The sequence below is a fragment of the Arenibacter antarcticus genome (assembly GCF_041320605.1).
Taxonomy (GTDB): domain Bacteria; phylum Bacteroidota; class Bacteroidia; order Flavobacteriales; family Flavobacteriaceae; genus Arenibacter; species Arenibacter antarcticus.
The window spans coordinates 1,972,003-1,990,305 of record NZ_CP166679.1; the positions used below are offsets into that span (position 1 = coordinate 1,972,003).

Sequence of the window (18,303 nt, forward strand, 5' to 3'; positions counted from 1 at the left end):
TCTAATTGGAAATGATTACGGTATTGCCGCTTAAAGTTGCCTGGTAGAAAAGTAGATCATGATATCGTTTCCCATCATCGGGCCTATCCAATAATTGGCCGTTAGATAGATGGTATCTATATCCTTCACAAGAGCAAGTTACTATTAGACCTTCTAGGCTCATGGTAGAGCAGTCGTTGGGGGCATGATTGGGGCAACTGGCCTCCCATGCTAAATAGGAACTTCCGGAGTAGAATACAAATGCACCACGGATGCCAACGGTAGCGTCCTTAATATGAATGGCATTTCCGGGATATCTTAAGTCAATCTCGTAGTTTAGATTTATTGGGTATCTAAAATTAGTCTCCAGTAAATAGGGGTTTCGATCGGAGTGGTTATTGTCACAAGAAATAAAAATGGCTAATATCAGCAGTCCAAGGATAGGTTTCATATAAGTAGTCTATTTAAGAAATCTAAAACAAAATTGAACAAAAATTATGTATATTTGTCTTAAATCCTCTTTAAATAAATTAAAGAGGATTTTCCTATTTATTAAACGCAGAACGAATGAGCAAAGTATCTTATTACACAGCAGAAGGGCTAAAGAAATTGAGGGAGGAGCTAAACTTCCTTAAGGATGTGGAGCGTCCAAAAGCCTCTCAGGCAATTGGAGAGGCGAGGGATAAGGGAGATTTATCCGAGAATGCGGAATATGATGCAGCCAAAGAGGCTCAAGGCTTATTGGAGATGAAAATCTCTAAAATGGAGGCAGTATTGTCCAATGCCCGACTAATAGATGAATCGCAATTGGACAATTCCAAGGTGCTGGTATTATCTACCGTGAAGTTGAAAAATATCAATAACGGAATGGAAATGAAATACACCCTTGTTGCAGAAAGTGAAGCGGATTTAAAATCTGCTAAAATTTCTGTAAATTCGCCTATAGGAAAAGGGTTACTGGGGAAAAAAGTAGGCGAAACCGCTGAAATCACTGTGCCCAACGGGACGTTGAAATTTGAAGTACTGGAAATTTCTAGATAATTTTATTTATACAATTTAGTAAAGGCCTTAATTGTTTGTTGCAATTAAGGCCTAACTATTTTATAGTATTACGGTTTTATGAATGTCTTTTAGTAAATTGTAATCAAAAGTGGCAAAAGGGAGTAGTACCACATAGGTATTGTGCTTCAATGCTCTATAACATCAAAAACTGACAAAGACTTATGGCTTCTATTTTTACAAAAATCATCAATGGGGAAATTCCCTCCTATAAAATAGCAGAGGACGATCGATTTTATGCTTTTTTAGATATCAATCCAAATGCTAAGGGCCATACGTTGTGTATCCCTAAGATGGAGGTAGACCGACTGTTGGATTTGGATGAAGATACCTATATGGGGCTTATGGCGTTTTCAAGAAAAATTGGGATGGCCATAGAGGCCGCTATACCTTGCGATCGGGTAGGTTTAACTGTGATAGGTTTGGAAGTACCCCATGTGCATGTCCACCTTATCCCGTTAAACGCAATGCGCGATGCCACTTTTCAGCATAAGGTATCCTTGTCCAAAGACGATTTCCTAGAGATTGCAAAAAAAATTCGGGAAAGAATTATATAACGTTAGCAATTATAACATAAGCCCCTGTGGCAACAACAGAGATCAACAATAGGATAAGAATATAGAACAAGGTGGTAAACCTTATAATTGCTTTGCTAGGTGCCACCATTCTGCGGTAATAATCATATACTCTCTCTATATCTTCTGTCCAAGTTACAGGGTAGATCAATGAGTTGCATTTGGTACATTTTATTTCATGGGTAATATCCTTAGTGGTCCTGTCAAACAACCTGCCATATGTGTGCTTTTGATAAAAAGTAAGCTTTAATTCCTGATTAAAACATTCGGGACAGTTATTGGTTAAATCTGCCTCCTTCAAAACCACCAATTTCTCCTTTGCCATCAATTTATTTTTTAACTTTTAATGAAATTTGCATTATGGTACCTTTTTCAGACGACGAAAGTACTTTAATTTTACCATTGTGGTATTCCTCTACTATTCTTTTTACCAAAGAAAGTCCCAATCCCCACCCCCTTTTTTTGGTGGTAACCCCTGGATTAAATATAGTTTGGAAATTATTCTTGGAAATTCCAGAACCAGTATCGGTTATAAGAACTTTAACACTACTTCCGCTCGGAAAGATTTCTATGGAGATATTTCCTTTCCCGCGCATGGCATCTATACCATTTTTTACCAAATTTTCTATAGTCCAATTATAAAGCGCTTTATTAAGTAAAACAGGAACATGGTCCACATGGGTTTGGAAGGAGAAATTGATGAGTTTGGAACTCCTTGATTTGAGATAGTGGTAGGCATTTTTGGTTTCTTCTACTAGGTCGTGTTCCGCAAGAATGGGAAGAGACCCTATTTTTGAGAAGCGATTGGTAATGGTTTCCAACCGGGTGATGTCCTTTTCTATTTCCTTGGTTATTTCAGGGTTGATATTTTCTGATTTTAAGAGTTCGTTCCATCCCAATAGCGATGATAATGGAGTGCCTATTTGATGTGCTGTTTCCTTGGCCATCCCAGCCCATAATTTGTTTTGTTCAGAGGTTTTGTTGGTCTTAAAGAGAAAATAGATAACTGTTCCAAATAGGAAGATGATCAATAAGAGCGCAATGGGATAATATTTTAACTTGTTGAGGACTTCAGAATTGCCATAATAAAGTGTGGCTAAATTTTCGCCTTTGTATTCAATAAATATCGGATTGTTTTCCGATTTAAATTTTCTGATTTTTCTATTGATATAGGCTGTGTCCGAGCTAAGCGCCCCCGGCATATTATTAATTTTAATGGAACTGTCCTTGTTTACCAATATCATTGGGGTTGAGGTGTTGTTCTGAAATATCTTTATATGAAGATTTCCAGGGTCGGCCTCTACGGGAAGGGATAGGAATTCTGACTGAGCCGTGGCCCAGATCTGCATTTTATACCGTTCTTCCTCCTTAAACTTTTTAAAAAAACTATTGGTGTTCCATAGTATAAGACTAACTATAGCGAAGGAGGCTATTAGTAATAGAATATTGGGAGTTTTCTTTTTAGGACTAAAATTCATCCATCAATTATATTAATCATAACAATAACAAGATAACGTATTTTCGGCAAAGATATTCTATTTTAGGAAGCTGGGATTTATTTCCTTTTGCCCGTAATTTAGTACCTTTGTTTGCTATGAAGAAAATGGTTTCCCTTGAGGTTACAGAAGTCACCACTGCAAAATTGCATGGACTTTTGTTGGGTGCTGTTGGGCCTAGGCCTATTGCTTTTGCCAGTACCGTTGATAAGAGGGGGAGGCCAAATTTATCGCCATTTAGTTTTTTTAATGTATTTAGCGCCAATCCGCCTATCCTAGTATTTTCGCCAGCTAGACGGGTTCGTAACAATACCACCAAACACACCTTGGACAATATTATAGAAACCAAGGAAGTAGTCGTGAATATTGTAAACTACGCCATGGTGCAACAAGTATCCTTGGCTAGTACAGAGTATAAAGTAGGGGAGAATGAATTTATTAAGGCCGGGTTTACCATGTTAAAATCGGATTTGGTAAAACCCTTTAGAGTGGCAGAATCTCCTGTGCAGTTTGAATGTAAGGTAATTAAGGTAGAGCCTTTGGGAAAAGAGGGGGGAGCAGGAAATCTGGTTTTCTGTGAAGTGGTAAAAATTCATTTGGATGCAGATATTTTGGATGAAAATGGTCGTGTAGACCCATATAAGATAGATCAAGTAGCCCGTATGGGTGGTGATTGGTACAGTAGAGCCAATCTGGGACTATTTGAAGTTCCTAAGCCAATTTCCACAATAGGGATCGGCATAGATCAACTTCCCGATTATATACGGTTAAGCCATATTCTTACCGGAAATGATCTGGGAAAGTTGGGGAATATAGAAAAACTGCCTACTACGGAAGAAGTTAAGAGCTATATTGATAACGATGTGGGACTTCGGGTCCTACTAAGTTCTGGAGATCCGGATCAGTTGCATAAGAAAGCACAGGCTCTTTTAAAAAACAACGAATTGATGGCCGCATGGATGTGTTTGCTGGCGGAAGCCGAAATCTAATAATAGGATACCAAAGTGTGAATATGGATCCTATAAAATGAGCATGACCTAAAATTGGTTGCAAATACGAATGAAGAAATGTGAATCTGACTACCGTTAGGCAAGATTACCTGCCAGAGGCAGTCGAAGTATGACTGTTAAAAAAACAACGGAATAAGAGCCCATAACGCATGTGGATGTTAAAAATTAGGGGCTAAAAGAAGATGGAAGGTTTTGTTCTAGGTGTTCCTAGCCAAAATCCTTAATATTGACAAAAAAAGAATATCAATTAGAATTATTTAGAAAAATAGGAAAATGGAAGTACAAGGGAAAATTAAAATGGTAAGTGAGACCCAAACTTTTGGGAGCAACGGATTTAGAAAAAGAGAGGTAGTAGTGACTACCGAGGAGCAGTACCCGCAGCATATTATGGTGGAATTTGTACAGGATAAATGTGATCTGTTGAATAATTTTGGAGTAGGTCAGTCAGTGAAAATCAGCATCAACCTAAGAGGTAGAGAATGGGTAAACCCACAAGGGGAAACCAAATATTTTAACTCTATCCAAGGATGGCGTATAGAAAACTTACAACAAGAAGCAGGTGGTGCCGGAATGCCTCCAGTACCTCCTATGGATGCCTTTGAGCCGGCAGATAATTTAAATGAAGAAGATCATGACGATCTTCCTTTTTAGATAAGAAGGTTGGCCATATAGATTGAGGAGTATCACTCAAGTCTAATAATATTGTTTAAACAACCTGCCCGGCATGTAGCTGGGTAGGTTTTCTTATTTTTAAGAACCAAAAAACTATTGTGCATGTTTCTTTTAGATGACCGTTTAGTATTTCCCAATGTTGAGAATGCAGATGAAGAGGGGTTGTTGGCGGTAGGTGGTAATCTATCCCCAGAAAGATTGGTTTTGGCCTACAGAAACGGAATTTTCCCATGGTTTAATGAAGATTCCCCGATTCTATGGTGGAGCCCCGACCCTAGAATGGTATTGTTTCCTAAAGAGGTCAGGATATCCAAGAGCATGCGACAGTTAATTAAAAGGAATTCTTTCAAAATTACTTGGAACACCAATTTTATAGAGGTGCTTCAAGAGTGTTCGGCCATAGATCGCAAAGGTCAAAATGGAACCTGGATAACCGATGGGATGAAAAAGGCCTATATTCATTTACATGAAATTGGAATAGCCAAATCCATAGAAGTCTGGGATGAAGATGTTTTGGTAGGAGGCTTGTACGGAGTAGATCTAGGGCATGTTTTCTGTGGCGAAAGTATGTTTAGCAAGGCCAGCAATGCTTCTAAATACGCTTTTATACATTTGGCTCAGGAATTAGAGGCACAGGGATATAAGGTGATCGATTGCCAAGTGTACAATTCGCATTTGGAAAGTTTGGGGGCTAAGGAAATTCCTAGGAGTGAATTTATTGAAATTTTAAAAGCTACAGCGCTGCCTCCTAATAAAGAACTCGGTCAAAATTAACTGGGAGTGCCTCCCTTATCTTTAGAAATTTTCCTTCCGAATTGAATAAGAGCATATAATCTCGATTATTCTTTTGCTGTGTCCTTTTCTTTCCCCTCACTAATAATCCGTAAGTATTTGTGGGAAGTATCAAATTTTGAAAGGTGTTTTTTAGGGCGTCCTTAGTGTCGGCAGGATACCATTGTAATATGCGCTTAATCTTGACTTTTTGAAAATTGCTATTCAAAAAATTATGGATCCCCGAATAGACGTCCCTAGGAATATCTACTTCCTTTACAAGAAATCCCAATTGTTCAATTTCGCCAGTGTCGTCTACCTCTATTTCGTATTTCATTCTTTTCAACTTGAATTTTAGTGTGAAAAGAGTATTAACGGTATCTATTTCTTTGTAGTAGCGAATACGTTTTGCAGCTTCCGGAATTACAGCAGTTGCAATTATAGGAAATTGTGATTTTTTGATTCGATGTTCCCGTTCCGGTTTTGATTGTGAAAAGCAAAGAGAACTTAGAATTAAAAAGGCTAGAAAAAGTGGGAGTTTATACCTCATGATATCTAAAGCAATTTATTTCGTGATCGTTTACCATGCCAGTGGCTTGCATATGCGCGTAAAGCACGGTACTGCCCACAAACTTAAAGCCCCGTTTTTTTAGGTCTTTGCTGATAGCGTCGGACAAAGGGGTTGTAGCTGGGACATCTTTGTAATTTTTAACCTTGTTTTTTATAGGGATGCCGTCAATAAAGCCCCATATATAGCTACTAAAACTACCGTATTGTTCCTGTATTTTCATAAATTCTATGGCATTTGTCACTGTGGCCCTAATTTTGAGCCTGTTCCTAACAATTCCCGAATCTTGTAAGAGTGATTCTATCTTTTCTTCGGAATAATTTGCAATTTTTTGGTAATCAAATTGATCGAATGCCTTCCTGAAATTTTCCCTTTTTCTAAGAATGGTAATCCAACTTAATCCTGCTTGGAACGTTTCTAAGATTAAAAATTCAAATAATTGGGCATCGTCCTTAAGGGGAACACCCCATTCTTCGTCATGGTATTTTTCGTAAAGGGCATCACCCTTGCACCATCCACATTTATGCTTTTCCATTAGACACTTATATATTTTAAATGTATGGAATATATCGATTTAATTATAGGGTTCAAGAACAATAATTAAATCATTTTTTATGTGATGATTATCAATAAAAGCATGAATTATTGTAATTTCGGCCCATTCAATTTCTATTTCAAGAATTACTCCTAGAATTCCGGTATTGCCATTGTGCGTGTTGGTTATGGTTTTCGGGTTATAGACATATATCTCATGATGGTGCTGTGTTTGTAGCTCAATTACGTCCAGGTTGGTTTTTGAGAAATACTTAATGAGCGCATTATATGGTTGACAAAAAGAGAAAAAAACACGACTTTAAGAAAAATACGTCTAGCTATTGGAGAAAATCGAGACGGTTTAGAGTTGGCATAATTTCTCTTATTCGCGATGTGATTTTTATTGTTTTAGGGATTTTTTCGGCCGCCTTTGGGTTAAAGAGCTTCTTGTTGCCCAATGGTTTTATTGATGGTGGGGCAACAGGAATATCCCTATTGCTTACGGAAATATTTAAAATTCCTTTGTACCTGCTTATTATTTTAGTAAACCTGCCCTTTATTTATCTTGGGTTTAAGGTAATAGGTAAACAATTTGCTATAAAGACGTCCCTAGCTATCCTCGGACTGGCTGTAGTACTTGCCACCGTACATTTTCCCGAGGTAACGGATGATGAACTGTTGGTGGCGGTGTTTGGCGGATTTTTTCTAGGAGCGGGTATTGGGCTCTCCATCAGGGGAGGTGGAGTATTGGATGGCACGGAGGTACTCGCCATATATATTAGTAAGAAATTAAGGACCAAAATAGGGGACAATATTATAGTGATCAACGTGATCATATTTACAGCAGCGGCATATTTCCTTTCCTTGGAAATAGCCCTTTATTCCATGCTTACCTATCTATCTGCCTCCAAAACCTTGGATTTTGTTGTAGATGGTATTGAAGAGTATACGGGAGTAACCATAATTTCTGTTCGAAGCGAAGAGATTAGGTTAATGATCACCGAAAAGTTGGGAAGAGGAGTAACTATTTATGCCGGGCGTGGAGGTTATGCACAAAATGGGGTAGTTAAGGATTATGATATTCTTTACGCGGTTATAACAAGACTGGAAATAAGTAAGTTGAATACCGAAATTGAGAAAATTGACTCTAATGCTTTTGTAGTCATGAACAGTGTAAACGACACTAGGGGTGGGATGATTAAAAAACGGGCCCTAAATCATTAAAACTGTTTATCAAAAAGTTCTTTAGTAATGCAACGGCATAATAAACCTATGTAACCTTTGTTACGCTTTATGGTCTATAGAATCACTATTTTTGCACCTTATTGTTAGGTATAAGAATATGGAGCAGAAATCAGAAACACTTTTAGATTCGCAGCTTATTGAAAAAAGCTTGGAAAGAGGAATGAGTTATGGGGATTACCGAAAAATGATAGCCACCTTGGTTCTGGAAGGTGCATCTACCGGACCAATTCAAAATGAGGAGCTAAGCAATTATACCTTATTAAACGACCAACGGATGAGGCGCTTAGACAAAACCCTTAAGATTGGGGCAGAAACTGTGTCAAAAATAGAGCGTGTAGATCGGGAAATTACCTGGTTGGTGCTTACCGAAAGTTGGTGCGGTGATGCTGCGCAAACCCTTCCTGTAATGAACAAAATTGCAAACCTTAATAATAAAATTTCCCTAAAGCTGTTATTGCGCGATGAAAATACGGAGCTGATGCAGCGTTTTATGGCCAATGGGTCCATGGCTATTCCAAAGCTGATCGCTATAGACAATGCAAGTGGGGATATTATAGGGGAATGGGGTTCTAGACCTTCCGTAGCCGCCAAAATGGTACAGGATCAAAAGGATAAATATGGGGTGTTTACACCAGAATTTAAAGAGGAATTACAGCAATGGTATAATAAGGATAAAGGGCAAAGTACTATAAAAGACCTGTTACCGCTACTTTTCTTGGAATAAGTAGGTTATCGTTCCCATCTGATCTGAGCGGCTGCCCGAATTAAATTGGGATTTTAAGGCGTATGCTATCGCGTTGTCTATGAGACAACCATTTAAGGTGCTAGAGCTTTTTTTGTTCACTTCGGCTTCAATTACCCTTCCAAGAGTGTCCACTTTAATGTTGATAACTACTTTTCCGCCTTCAATACAGGTGTATATGGGTATGGGTAGGCTGATATGCCTCCTGTCTAGTAGGGAGTAGGAGACCGAAGTGTTTCGTTTTGCTAAATTATTGGTCATAACCTCCTTACTTGCCTCTTTTTCTCCAAGTAACTCTTGTTTTTCCCGTCGTCTTTGCGCAAGTTCTTTTACCCTAGTAGCGTATTCCGAATCTGAACTTAGATATTCTGAAGGATCCTCGCTGTCCGAGGACTGTTCCTGTTCCTCCATAATTTCTTCTAAGGTCTTTAGAGGTTCTGGATTACCGAAACTCGGTTTGTTCGCCTCGTTGTAGGCCATATGGCTCTTTATGGATGCAGATTTGGCCATGTCTTCCATGGCCTCAATTTCTTCCTCAATTATTAACTCGAGATCTTCCTCCTCCAGCAAACTTAATTCAATAACATACTCGTCCTGTTCCTTCTGCCCTAAGTGAATATTGTATAAGGACAATATCAGCAAGGACATGGTAAAGAATGTTATTAATAAAGAAAGCTGCTTCTTGTTCAAGTTCATAGGGTTATAACCGCGTTTTATCAAAAATATTTTAAATTATCGACGAACGGATTGGTTGCCACCTCAGCATATTGATGCCTTTAACTGTCTATCTGCAGTAATTTACCAAATTCCTCGGGGCTTATGGCTTTATTTACGTTGTAATCGCCTATTTTGGTTCTTCTCAGAGCGGATAAATGTGCGCCAGATCCCACTTTTTCGCCAAAATCGTGGGCCAATGATCTGATATAGGTGCCTTTGCTGCAGACCACCCTAAAATCTATTATGGGTAGTTCAATTCGGGTAATTTCAAATTCGGTGATAGAGACTGGTCGTTTTTTAATTTCAACGGTCTTCCCTTCCCTGGCATATTCATAAAGTCGCTTCCCATCTTTTTTAAGCGCTGAAAACACGGGTGGCACCTGCTCAATATCTCCTATAAAATGACTTGTGGCCTCTTGGATCAAATCTTCGGTAAGATGGTCAGTGGGAAAGTGTTTATCTATTTCCGTTTCCAGGTCGTAAGACGGGGTAGTGGCACCTAAAGTAATACTTCCCGTATATTCCTTCTCTTGCCCCTGCAATATATTTATGGTCTTGGTAGATTTTCCCGTACATATCAATAGTAGTCCGGTGGCCAAAGGATCTAAGGTTCCGGCATGGCCTATTTTTATTTTTTTTAGTTGAAATTTCTTTCGAATGGCCCATTTTAAGGAGTTTACAGCCTGAAAGGAGCTCCACCCCAACGGTTTATCGATGAGTAACAACTTTCCCTCCAAAAAATCTTCCTTGGTCATTAAATAACTGTTAGGGGGCTAATGAAATAATGTATAACTAGAATTGCCAATCCTACTATAATTCTATAGTATCCAAATATTTTAAAACCGTGCTTACTTAAAAATCCGATAAATGTTTTGATGGCAAATAATGCTACCAAAAAACCAACCACGTTTCCAATAATTAAAAAATTGATTTGCTCACCCGTCAAGGTGAAACCAGCCATATAATAATCGTAGCTCTTCTTTAATGTTGCTCCTAGCATGGTAGGTACGGCAAGGAAAAAAGAAAATTCTGCTGCCGCGGTCCTAGAAAGTTTTTGCGACATTCCCCCAACAATACTGGCGCCACTTCTAGATACGCCTGGTATCATCGCCAAGCATTGAAAAATGCCTATTTTAAAGGCGGTGGAGTAAGAGATTTCAGTGTTTTCAGAATCTCCGAACCAATTATCGACCTTTAAAAGTACCAGTCCCCCAAGGACTAAGGAAACGGCCACGGTTAAGGGGCTTTCTAATAGGGTGTCTATGTAACTGCTTAAAAGAAGCCCAAATACTACAGCGGGAATAAAAGCTACCAGTAATTTGAAATAAAAATCGACGCTTTGAAGAAATCGCTTATAATAAAGCACCACAACAGAAAGAATGGTTCCCAATTGGATGACAATGGTAAATAATTTAGTGAAATCTTCTTGTGCAATACCAAAAAATGAAGAAGCAATGATCAAATGTCCAGTAGAAGAAACGGGTAAATACTCCGTAAGACCTTCTATTATGGCTAAAATAATAACCTTTAATATGTCCAAAATTTATTTTTTCTTATGAGGGTTTAACAGAATAGCGTAAACTTCAATTCCCAGACCGATTAAGACCAAGGTTGGGGCAAGTCGTATTCTTCTAAAATTGTATACTTGAGGATTAAAAACGTTGGGATCGTCCATTCCTCCACCACTCATTAGGATAAACCCTAAGGCAATAAAGGCTAGGCCAATAAACATAAACAGGTAGTTTTTTTTCTGAAAGATAAACTCCTGCATAGGTTTTTGTGCCTGATTATTATTTTTTTTCTGACTCATGCTGCAAATTTAGTAATATAAATCATCTGTCCTCAAATTTAGGAAGCGTTGTGTAGCAAAATATGTACTTAACAAGGAAATTATGACTCCTAAACTAAAAACACCTACAAAAAGTATGATCAGGATCGTAGGGTCTTGGAGAAGGTTTAGTTCCGGGAAGTTTTGGTCAACATAATAAAGCACTATTCCAAGTGCAATTAGGGCAATAACGGCTCCCAATACCCCTAATTTAATATTGGTCCATATAAATGGTCGTCTTATAAACGACTTGGTGGCCCCTACCATTTGCATGGTCTTTATAATAAAACGCTTGGAATAAATTGAGAGCCTTATGGAACTGTTAATCAACAGTACGGCAATAAAGGTGAATATCCCGCTGGCCACCAATATCCAAAAGCTCAGTTTCTTAACGTTGTCATTGAGCAAGGTAATTAAGGGCTCGTCATAACTTACTTCCTCAACATATCCTTTTGTGGATATTTCCTTGGCAATGTCAGCAATGCTATCCGTTTGCACATATGCAGCATTTAACTGCACGTCTATGGAATTTTTAAGAGGGTTGTACCCCAAGAAATCCAAAAAATTCTCTCCAATTTCCTCACTGTGCTTCTCTGCAGCCTCCTCCTTGGAGACAAAGGTGGCTTTTTTTGTGTATGCTGCCATCGCCAAGCCTTTTTGTAATTGGTTTATTTCCACTTCTTTGGCGCTGTCCTTTAAAAAAACCGATATGGTAATTTGTTCTTTAAAATGATCGGCTAACTTTTTAGTATTCAGCACCAAAAGCCCCAGTATGCCCAATAGAAAAAGTACTAGACCAATGCTAAGGACTACCGAGAAATAAGAGGAAATTAGCTTTCTTTTTTGAAAACGTTCAAAAGATGTGCTCATAGTTGAAAATCAATGTGTAAAAATAACAAAGTAAATTGAATTTAAAATGTCTGATTTATTTTCATTTTTTTGAGACCCCTACTATTCCTTTTGAGATTATAAATAAGTGATTATCTTTTTAGGGTAAAATGGCCTCGTTTTTCTATATGGTCCAGTTTTAGACTGTACCAATAGTCCGATGCTGGTAAGGCCTTGTTCTTAAAAGTACCGTTCCATTCAAAAGGAGCATTTCTAATGTTTCTCAATAAGTTTCCATATCGGTCATAAATATTCAACTCAGAATTTTGAAAGTTATCAGTGCCGTGAATAATGAACAGATCATTGTGGTTGTCGCCGTTTGGCGTAAAGAATTTGGGGATTACCAAGTGCAGGTATTCCATAGTGGTTAACCCACATCCGGATTTCTCCCTTACATAGATCGTATAAAGGCCGCCTTCCCTATTTTTAAAACTATTTTGATCCTGATAATTGATACCGTCTAAGGAATATTCAAAGGACCCAAGGTTTTTTGCAAGAACTTTGATCGTATATTCTTCCGAGCTAACGGATCTAATTATGGGGCGGTCTATTTGCGATACGGTAATGGACTTGGTGCTTTGGCAACCGTTGGGGTTGGTAACAATAAGGGTATAAGTCCCTGCTGTATCCACAATAATATTAGAGGTAGTTTCCCCGGTACTCCAATTATAAGTTACATTACTGATATTTGCGTATAGAATAATATCTTCTCCTTCACAAAAAGAATGGGTTTCGTCTGTTACCACAGGGAGCTCATAAAGGGTCAGGCTAAGCGCGGTTCTGCTATCGGCATAGCAATCTGCCAAAGTAGATACGGCCTCGGCATAATAGGTGCCATCACTAGGTGCCAAGTATGAGGTGCTATTCTCTAGTAAAAGATTTCCTCCAAAGGGGGCGTCGTACCAGTTTACCAGTATATCCGCAGGGACACTTACAGTTAGTGGTATGTTGTCATTGACACAAGTAGCTATGTCTCCATTGCTGGTTGGGGGTAGTGGTTTTGGAACAATAATTACCTTGAAAACATCTGATATTGTACTGCAAAGGGGGTTAGCTAGATTAATGACATCCTCTGCCAATTTTACCCGAAAGAACGTATCGTTCGTAAGCAGAGGAGAGGTATATGTTTCGTTATCTTCGCCTAGAATATCCGTCCATACTACTCCATCGGAACTATCTTGCCATTGAAAAGCATGACTTTTGTAAATGGATTCATCTGGTGTTGCCGTAATCGTTACACTGCTTGCAGGGGCGGTTTCGCAAAAAGCCAGGTCTAAATTATCTAGTCCGTCTGCAATGGTAATGGCATCTCCACAGGTCCTAAAGACAATATCATCTATGGCCAAATCGTTTCCACATCCGCCCTCCCCGTTATTCAGCATTTTTAGGATAACCGAGGTTTGTCCAGGGAGAGTTTGGAATACTAGGCCATATTGCCGCCAAAGCGATGAAGCTGTGCCGGGAATGTTTCCGGTATCGCCCCACGCTAATCTTTGGGTGTCGGTATCGTCCCAAATTTCAAATCGTACATTTATGGGAATGCCATTGTTGTTGCAGCCCGATGCCGGCAATAAGTTTAGGACCCAAGATGAGAATTCATAAGAGGTGTTCTCACAAAGGCCGTTGACCGGTCGTTTAAAAAATTCCCCCGCAGTATAATCGGCATTTACGATAAAGGCTTTCCCATTGGTATCGTTGGGGGTATGATCTGTAATCCTGTGCCAATTATAGAATGGCGTAGCGCTAGAGATAGTGTAACTGCCATCACTCGGAACCCCGTCTACATATTGGTAAGTGGTGATGCCCGCTGCTAACGGTGGTCCGTTAGACACTCCATTCCCAAAATCTTCCGTAAAAATAGGTTGGCCCGTATTGCCGGGGCAGAATCCTAATTGTCCCAGCAGACTGTTGGTAAATAGTAGAAGGATAGGAAGAAGCGATGCTGGGAGGTTTCTAAATTTTTTTATCACTTTTTAAAGATATAGGATTTAGGGCATTAATCTAAACTTCTTTGGGGGATTAATCTAAACTTGAATAAAATTGTTGTAAAATTTAAATATAATCAACTAAGGAACGATGGCTTAGTGCTTGGGTGTTAAGTTGATAATATCTTTTCGCCTTTCATAGATTAGACCTATTTTTGCGGTCGATAAATCCTGCTTGGTATTTAATGCCAAGTAGGCGATACAATTTTGGTACATGAATTACGATTTTAAGAAGATTGAGGAAAAGTGGCAAAGGTATTGGGCAGAAAACCAAACCTTTAAGGCGGAAAACAATTCCGAAAAGGAAAAATTTTATGTGTTAGATATGTTTCCCTATCCCTCAGGGGCGGGACTGCATGTGGGCCATCCATTGGGCTATATTGCCAGTGATATCTATGCACGGTATAAAAGGCATAAAGGATTTAATGTTTTACATCCTATGGGATACGATTCGTTCGGACTTCCTGCAGAGCAATATGCCATACAGACGGGACAGCACCCCGCCATTACTACGGAAACTAATATTAATAGGTACCGAGAGCAATTGGATAAGATCGGGTTTTCTTTCGACTGGAGCCGGGAAGTACGTACCTCCGATTCCAATTATTACAAATGGACGCAATGGATTTTTATACAGCTCTTTAATTCCTGGTATGATAGGGATGCCGATAAGGCCATGGACGTTGCCGAACTTGTTTCTATTTTTGAGAACGAAGGAAATAAATCGGTAAATGCAATCTGTGATGATGACGTTACGTCATTTACCGCTTCTGACTGGAATGCCTATTCCAATACTCAAAAACAACAGGTATTACTACAATATAGATTGACCTATTTGGCGGAAACTGAGGTAAACTGGTGTCCGGTATTAGGAACAGTATTGGCCAATGATGAAATGGTCAATGGAGTTTCGGAACGTGGTGGCCACCCCGTTATCCGTAAAAAAATGACCCAATGGAGCATGCGTATATCTGCCTATGCCCAAAGATTGTTGGACGATTTGACCATGTTGGATTGGCCGCAGCCGTTAAAAGATTCCCAAGTCAATTGGATTGGAAGGTCCGAGGGTGCAAGTGTAAGCTTTAAGATCCTCCCTTTAGCTCACTCCCTAGGAGGGGACAAAGGGGGAGATATTTCCGTCTTCACTACCCGTCCTGATACAATTTTTGGGGTAAGTTTTATGACCCTAGCCCCAGAACACGATCTGGTTGCAAAAATTACCACCCCAGAACAAAAATCTGAGGTGATGAACTATATAGAGGCTACAGCAAAACGCAGTGAGCGCGACCGGATGGCTGATGTGAAAACCATTACAGGAGCTTTTACAGGTGCCTATGCCGAACATCCATTTACCAAGAAGCCCATTCCGATTTGGATAGGCGACTATGTTTTGGCGGGCTATGGTACGGGGGCGGTGATGTCCGTTCCTTGTGGGGACCAGCGTGATCACGATTTTGCTCGACATTTTAATATCCCTATTCCCAATATATTTGAGGGCGTGGATGTTAGCGAGGAAGCCTTTTCCGATAAAGAAAATACCATTATTGCCAATTCCGATTTCCTAAACGGAATGCCCTATAAAACGGCGGTCAAACGTGCCATTTTTGAGTTGGAGCAATTGGAACAGGGCCAAGGAAAAATAAACTATAGGTTGCGGGATGCCGTTTTTAGTAGACAACGCTACTGGGGTGAACCATTTCCCGTATATTATGTAGACGGTATGCCACAAATGATTGCGGCCGAACAGCTGCCCATAGTATTGCCGGAAGTAGAAAAATACTTACCTACAGAGACCGGGGAACCTCCTTTGGGGAACGCTACCGACTGGGCTTGGGACGTAGCGAAGTCGGCAGTAGTCAGCAATACATTAATAGACAATAAGACGGTTTTTCCGTTGGAATTGAATACCATGCCGGGATGGGCAGGAAGTTCGTTCTACTTTAATCGCTATATGGATCCCAATAATTCCGATGAGGTATTCTCAAAGGATGCCATTAATTATTGGCAAGATGTGGATCTGTATATTGGAGGGAGTGAGCATGCTACAGGACATTTGTTGTACTCCCGTTTCTGGCAAAAGTTTTTGTTCGATAAAGGAATTGTTCCTAAACCAGAATTTGCAAAGAAACTGATCAATCAAGGGATGATCACCGGGACAAGTGCCCTAGCAAAAAGGCTGCAGTTTGAGGTAGATGACCGTCCATTTTTTGTTTTTTGCGATACAGATATACTAGATGATTACTTGAAGCCTTCTGAGAAGTCCGTTGCTGAAAGTCCGTTGATGGGGTATGTAGAAAAATATGGTGAATATGTTATTCAGGAAATACATGCAGATGTGACTATGGTAGATGCGTCTGATAACTTAGATGTTGATGCTTTTGTAAAATGGCAGTCGGAATACGCAGAAATCGATTTTATTAAGAAATCTGACGGTACATTTAAAGTTTCCCGAGAAGTGGAAAAAATGTCCAAATCCAAATACAATGTGGTAAGTCCGGATAGTATCTGTGAGGAGTATGGGGCAGATTCCCTACGCTTATACGAGATGTTCCTAGGGCCTTTGGAGCAGTCCAAGCCATGGAATACGGCAGGGATAAGCGGGGTGTATAGCTTCCTTAAAAAAATATGGCGTTTGTGCCACAGTGGTCCAGAAGGAAGCTTTGCGGTTACCGAAGGAGTGCCTACCGCCGATAATTTAAAAACACTGCATAAAACCATTAAAAAGGTAGAAGAAGATATTGAAAATTTTTCCTTCAATACCTCTGTGGCAACCTTTATGATCTGTGTAAATGAATTGGCGGCCCAAAAATGTACCAATAGGGAAGTATTGGAGTCCTTAGTAGTTGTGCTAGCCCCCTATGCTCCCCATATAGCCGAGGAACTCTGGAGTAGGTTAGGACATAGTACGTCCATTGCTACGGCATCCTTTCCAAAATTTGAACCAAAATATCTAGTGGAAAGCAGTAAGGAATATCCTATCTCTTTCAATGGTAAGGTGCGGTTTAAATTGGAATTGTCGGCAGACCTTTCTAAAGAGGAGATAGAAACGGCGGTTTTAGGACATGCTAAGACCCAAGAACAATTACAGGGGCGTACTCCAAAAAAGATAATTGTAGTACCCGGGAAAATCGTGAATATAGTCGGATAACCAAGGGGAAGTAGTTGACGCTTTAGAAGGGTGTAGTGCGGTGTGCGCGAGACATTTTGTCAGCTGAGGTATCCTTATTAATGAAATGTTTTGTATTGATAATTTTGGCGAGCTTTTTGCTATTGCTAATAGAAATTGTTAGCTTATATTAGGTTAATTATAAAAGAATATTGTTATGATGATGTATTATATATTGTTGGGTGCCATTGCTTTAGTAAGCTGGTTGGTGAGCAATAAGTTGAAAAGTAAATTTAAACATTATTCCAAGGTGCATTTGCGTAATGGAATGAGTGGCGCCGAGATTGCGGAGAAAATGTTGGCGGATCACGGGATTCGGGATGTTAAGGTTATCTCTACCCCGGGAAAATTAACCGATCACTACAATCCAGTGAACAAGACCGTAAATTTAAGCGAAAGTGTCTACAATCAGCGTAATGCTTCGTCCGCCGCAGTAGCTGCCCACGAGGTAGGGCATGCGGTGCAGCACGCAACGGCATATGAATGGCTTACCATGCGTTCCAAATTGGTGCCTATTGTGAGTGTAACCTCGGGCATGTCTATGTGGGTTGTATTTGGTGGAATTATGCTAGGTGCAGCAGCTGGAGTGGGGTTTGGGTATTGGGTTGCCGTAGCGGGATTAGTGATGATGGGCTTTGCTACATTATTTAGTTTTATTACGCTCCCCGTAGAATATGATGCCAGTAACAGGGCGTTGGCTTGGTTGAAAAATAAGAACATAGTAACGCAGGAGGAATATGCAGGCTCTGAAGATGCTTTAAAGTGGGCTGCAAGAACATATCTGGTGGCGGCCATTGGATCTTTAGCTTCCCTAGTCTACTGGGCCATGCAGGTCTTTGGTGGAAGGGATTAAATGAAAGGTACTCACTAAGCGAGATTTCAAAGCTCTAAGCTTGCCTGCCCGTTCCGTTCAGGCGGGCGTTGAAATGTTATCGGTAGTTTTGTGCCTAGCCCCATGGGATTGCCCTGAGGTAATGGACGTTAAACAGGAAATAAAAAAAGGAGATGGTTCACATCTCCTTTTTTTATTGACATTTTATTTTGTAAACTTTTTGACCTTCTAAATAG

At 39.8% G+C, this 18,303-nt stretch carries 20 protein-coding genes; 9 read left to right on the forward strand and 11 right to left on the reverse strand.

What is annotated here, in order from left to right; translation table 11 throughout:
• Position 1 precedes the first annotated feature (1 nt).
• Positions 2-430: a hypothetical protein gene (locus tag KCTC52924_RS08055; protein WP_251806212.1), complete on the reverse strand. Its 429-nt coding sequence runs from the start codon at positions 428-430 to the stop codon at positions 2-4.
• A 116-nt stretch (positions 431-546) separates the two neighbouring features.
• On the opposite strand from KCTC52924_RS08055, the gene greA reads away from it, so the two are divergent.
• Positions 547-1,020 carry a transcription elongation factor GreA gene (gene greA, locus KCTC52924_RS08060; RefSeq protein WP_251806213.1) on the forward strand — a complete coding sequence of 158 codons (474 nt, stop codon included), beginning with the start codon at positions 547-549 and terminating at the stop codon, positions 1,018-1,020.
• 182 nt (positions 1,021-1,202) lie between these two features.
• Complete coding sequence (locus KCTC52924_RS08065; RefSeq protein WP_251806214.1) at positions 1,203-1,595, forward strand: HIT family protein; 393 nt, start codon at positions 1,203-1,205, stop codon at positions 1,593-1,595.
• On the opposite strand, the gene KCTC52924_RS08070 is transcribed toward KCTC52924_RS08065, so the two are convergent.
• Complete coding sequence (locus KCTC52924_RS08070; RefSeq protein ID WP_251806215.1) at positions 1,588-1,938, reverse strand: hypothetical protein; 351 nt, start codon at positions 1,936-1,938, stop codon at positions 1,588-1,590. The genes KCTC52924_RS08065 and KCTC52924_RS08070 overlap by 8 nt on opposite strands.
• Before the next feature lie 4 nt (positions 1,939-1,942).
• Complete coding sequence (locus KCTC52924_RS08075; protein ID WP_251806216.1) at positions 1,943-3,091, reverse strand: PAS domain-containing sensor histidine kinase; 1,149 nt, start codon at positions 3,089-3,091, stop codon at positions 1,943-1,945.
• 125 nt (positions 3,092-3,216) lie between these two features.
• On the opposite strand from KCTC52924_RS08075, the gene KCTC52924_RS08080 reads away from it, so the two are divergent.
• From KCTC52924_RS08080 to aat, 3 genes are all read left to right on the forward strand, one after another.
• Entirely contained in the window at positions 3,217-4,098 is an 882-nt protein-coding gene (locus KCTC52924_RS08080; RefSeq protein WP_251806460.1) for a flavin reductase family protein, read from the forward strand.
• A 294-nt stretch (positions 4,099-4,392) separates the two neighbouring features.
• A complete protein-coding gene (locus KCTC52924_RS08085) occupies positions 4,393-4,770 on the forward strand; it encodes a DUF3127 domain-containing protein (protein ID WP_251806217.1) in 378 nt (125 codons plus the stop codon).
• A gap of 123 nt (positions 4,771-4,893) precedes the next feature.
• Positions 4,894-5,565 (forward strand): leucyl/phenylalanyl-tRNA--protein transferase, encoded by a 672-nt coding sequence (aat, locus tag KCTC52924_RS08090; protein WP_251806218.1) that lies wholly within the window; start codon positions 4,894-4,896, stop codon positions 5,563-5,565.
• Here the strand turns inward: aat and KCTC52924_RS08095 are convergent.
• On the reverse strand, positions 5,540-6,112 hold the full coding sequence (locus KCTC52924_RS08095; protein WP_251806219.1) for a hypothetical protein: 573 nt from the start codon (positions 6,110-6,112) through the stop codon (positions 5,540-5,542). The genes aat and KCTC52924_RS08095 overlap by 26 nt on opposite strands.
• Entirely contained in the window at positions 6,102-6,665 is a 564-nt protein-coding gene (locus KCTC52924_RS08100; RefSeq protein WP_251806220.1) for a DNA-3-methyladenine glycosylase I, read from the reverse strand. Before KCTC52924_RS08100 ends, KCTC52924_RS08095 begins: the two co-directional genes overlap by 11 nt.
• Positions 6,666-6,952: 287 nt before the next feature.
• Here KCTC52924_RS08100 and KCTC52924_RS08105 point away from each other — a divergent pair, with 287 nt between their 5' ends.
• Together KCTC52924_RS08105 and KCTC52924_RS08110 are read left to right on the forward strand one after the other, a co-directional pair.
• A complete protein-coding gene (locus KCTC52924_RS08105) occupies positions 6,953-7,888 on the forward strand; it encodes a YitT family protein (protein ID WP_251806221.1) in 936 nt (311 codons plus the stop codon).
• 118 nt (positions 7,889-8,006) lie between these two features.
• Positions 8,007-8,633 (forward strand): thioredoxin family protein, encoded by a 627-nt coding sequence (locus tag KCTC52924_RS08110; RefSeq protein ID WP_251806222.1) that lies wholly within the window; start codon positions 8,007-8,009, stop codon positions 8,631-8,633.
• On the opposite strand, the gene KCTC52924_RS08115 is transcribed toward KCTC52924_RS08110, so the two are convergent.
• The 6 genes from KCTC52924_RS08115 to KCTC52924_RS08140 form a co-directional block, all read right to left on the reverse strand.
• On the reverse strand, positions 8,616-9,347 hold the full coding sequence (locus KCTC52924_RS08115) for a hypothetical protein (RefSeq protein ID WP_251806223.1): 732 nt from the start codon (positions 9,345-9,347) through the stop codon (positions 8,616-8,618). The genes KCTC52924_RS08110 and KCTC52924_RS08115 overlap by 18 nt on opposite strands.
• An 80-nt stretch (positions 9,348-9,427) precedes the next feature.
• On the reverse strand, positions 9,428-10,123 hold the full coding sequence (gene truB / locus KCTC52924_RS08120; protein WP_251806224.1) for a tRNA pseudouridine(55) synthase TruB: 696 nt from the start codon (positions 10,121-10,123) through the stop codon (positions 9,428-9,430).
• Positions 10,123-10,908 carry an undecaprenyl-diphosphatase UppP gene (gene uppP, locus KCTC52924_RS08125; RefSeq protein ID WP_251806225.1) on the reverse strand — a complete coding sequence of 262 codons (786 nt, stop codon included), beginning with the start codon at positions 10,906-10,908 and terminating at the stop codon, positions 10,123-10,125. Before uppP ends, truB begins: the two co-directional genes overlap by 1 nt.
• 3 nt (positions 10,909-10,911) lie before the next feature.
• Complete coding sequence (locus tag KCTC52924_RS08130) at positions 10,912-11,178, reverse strand: DUF3098 domain-containing protein (protein ID WP_251806226.1); 267 nt, start codon at positions 11,176-11,178, stop codon at positions 10,912-10,914.
• Positions 11,179-11,187: 9 nt separating this feature from the next.
• Positions 11,188-12,066, reverse strand: coding sequence for an ABC transporter permease (locus KCTC52924_RS08135; protein ID WP_251806227.1), 879 nt, complete (start codon positions 12,064-12,066; stop codon positions 11,188-11,190).
• A 110-nt stretch (positions 12,067-12,176) separates the two neighbouring features.
• A complete protein-coding gene (locus KCTC52924_RS08140) occupies positions 12,177-14,054 on the reverse strand; it encodes a T9SS type B sorting domain-containing protein (protein ID WP_251806228.1) in 1,878 nt (625 codons plus the stop codon).
• Positions 14,055-14,283: 229 nt separating this feature from the next.
• Between KCTC52924_RS08140 and leuS the strand changes: the two genes are divergently transcribed.
• Both leuS and KCTC52924_RS08150 read left to right on the forward strand, forming a co-directional pair.
• On the forward strand, positions 14,284-17,217 hold the full coding sequence (leuS, locus tag KCTC52924_RS08145) for a leucine--tRNA ligase (protein WP_251806229.1): 2,934 nt from the start codon (positions 14,284-14,286) through the stop codon (positions 17,215-17,217).
• Positions 17,218-17,392: 175 nt separating this feature from the next.
• Positions 17,393-18,088, forward strand: coding sequence for a zinc metallopeptidase (locus KCTC52924_RS08150; protein WP_251806230.1), 696 nt, complete (start codon positions 17,393-17,395; stop codon positions 18,086-18,088).
• Positions 18,089-18,303: the final 215 nt, after the last annotated feature.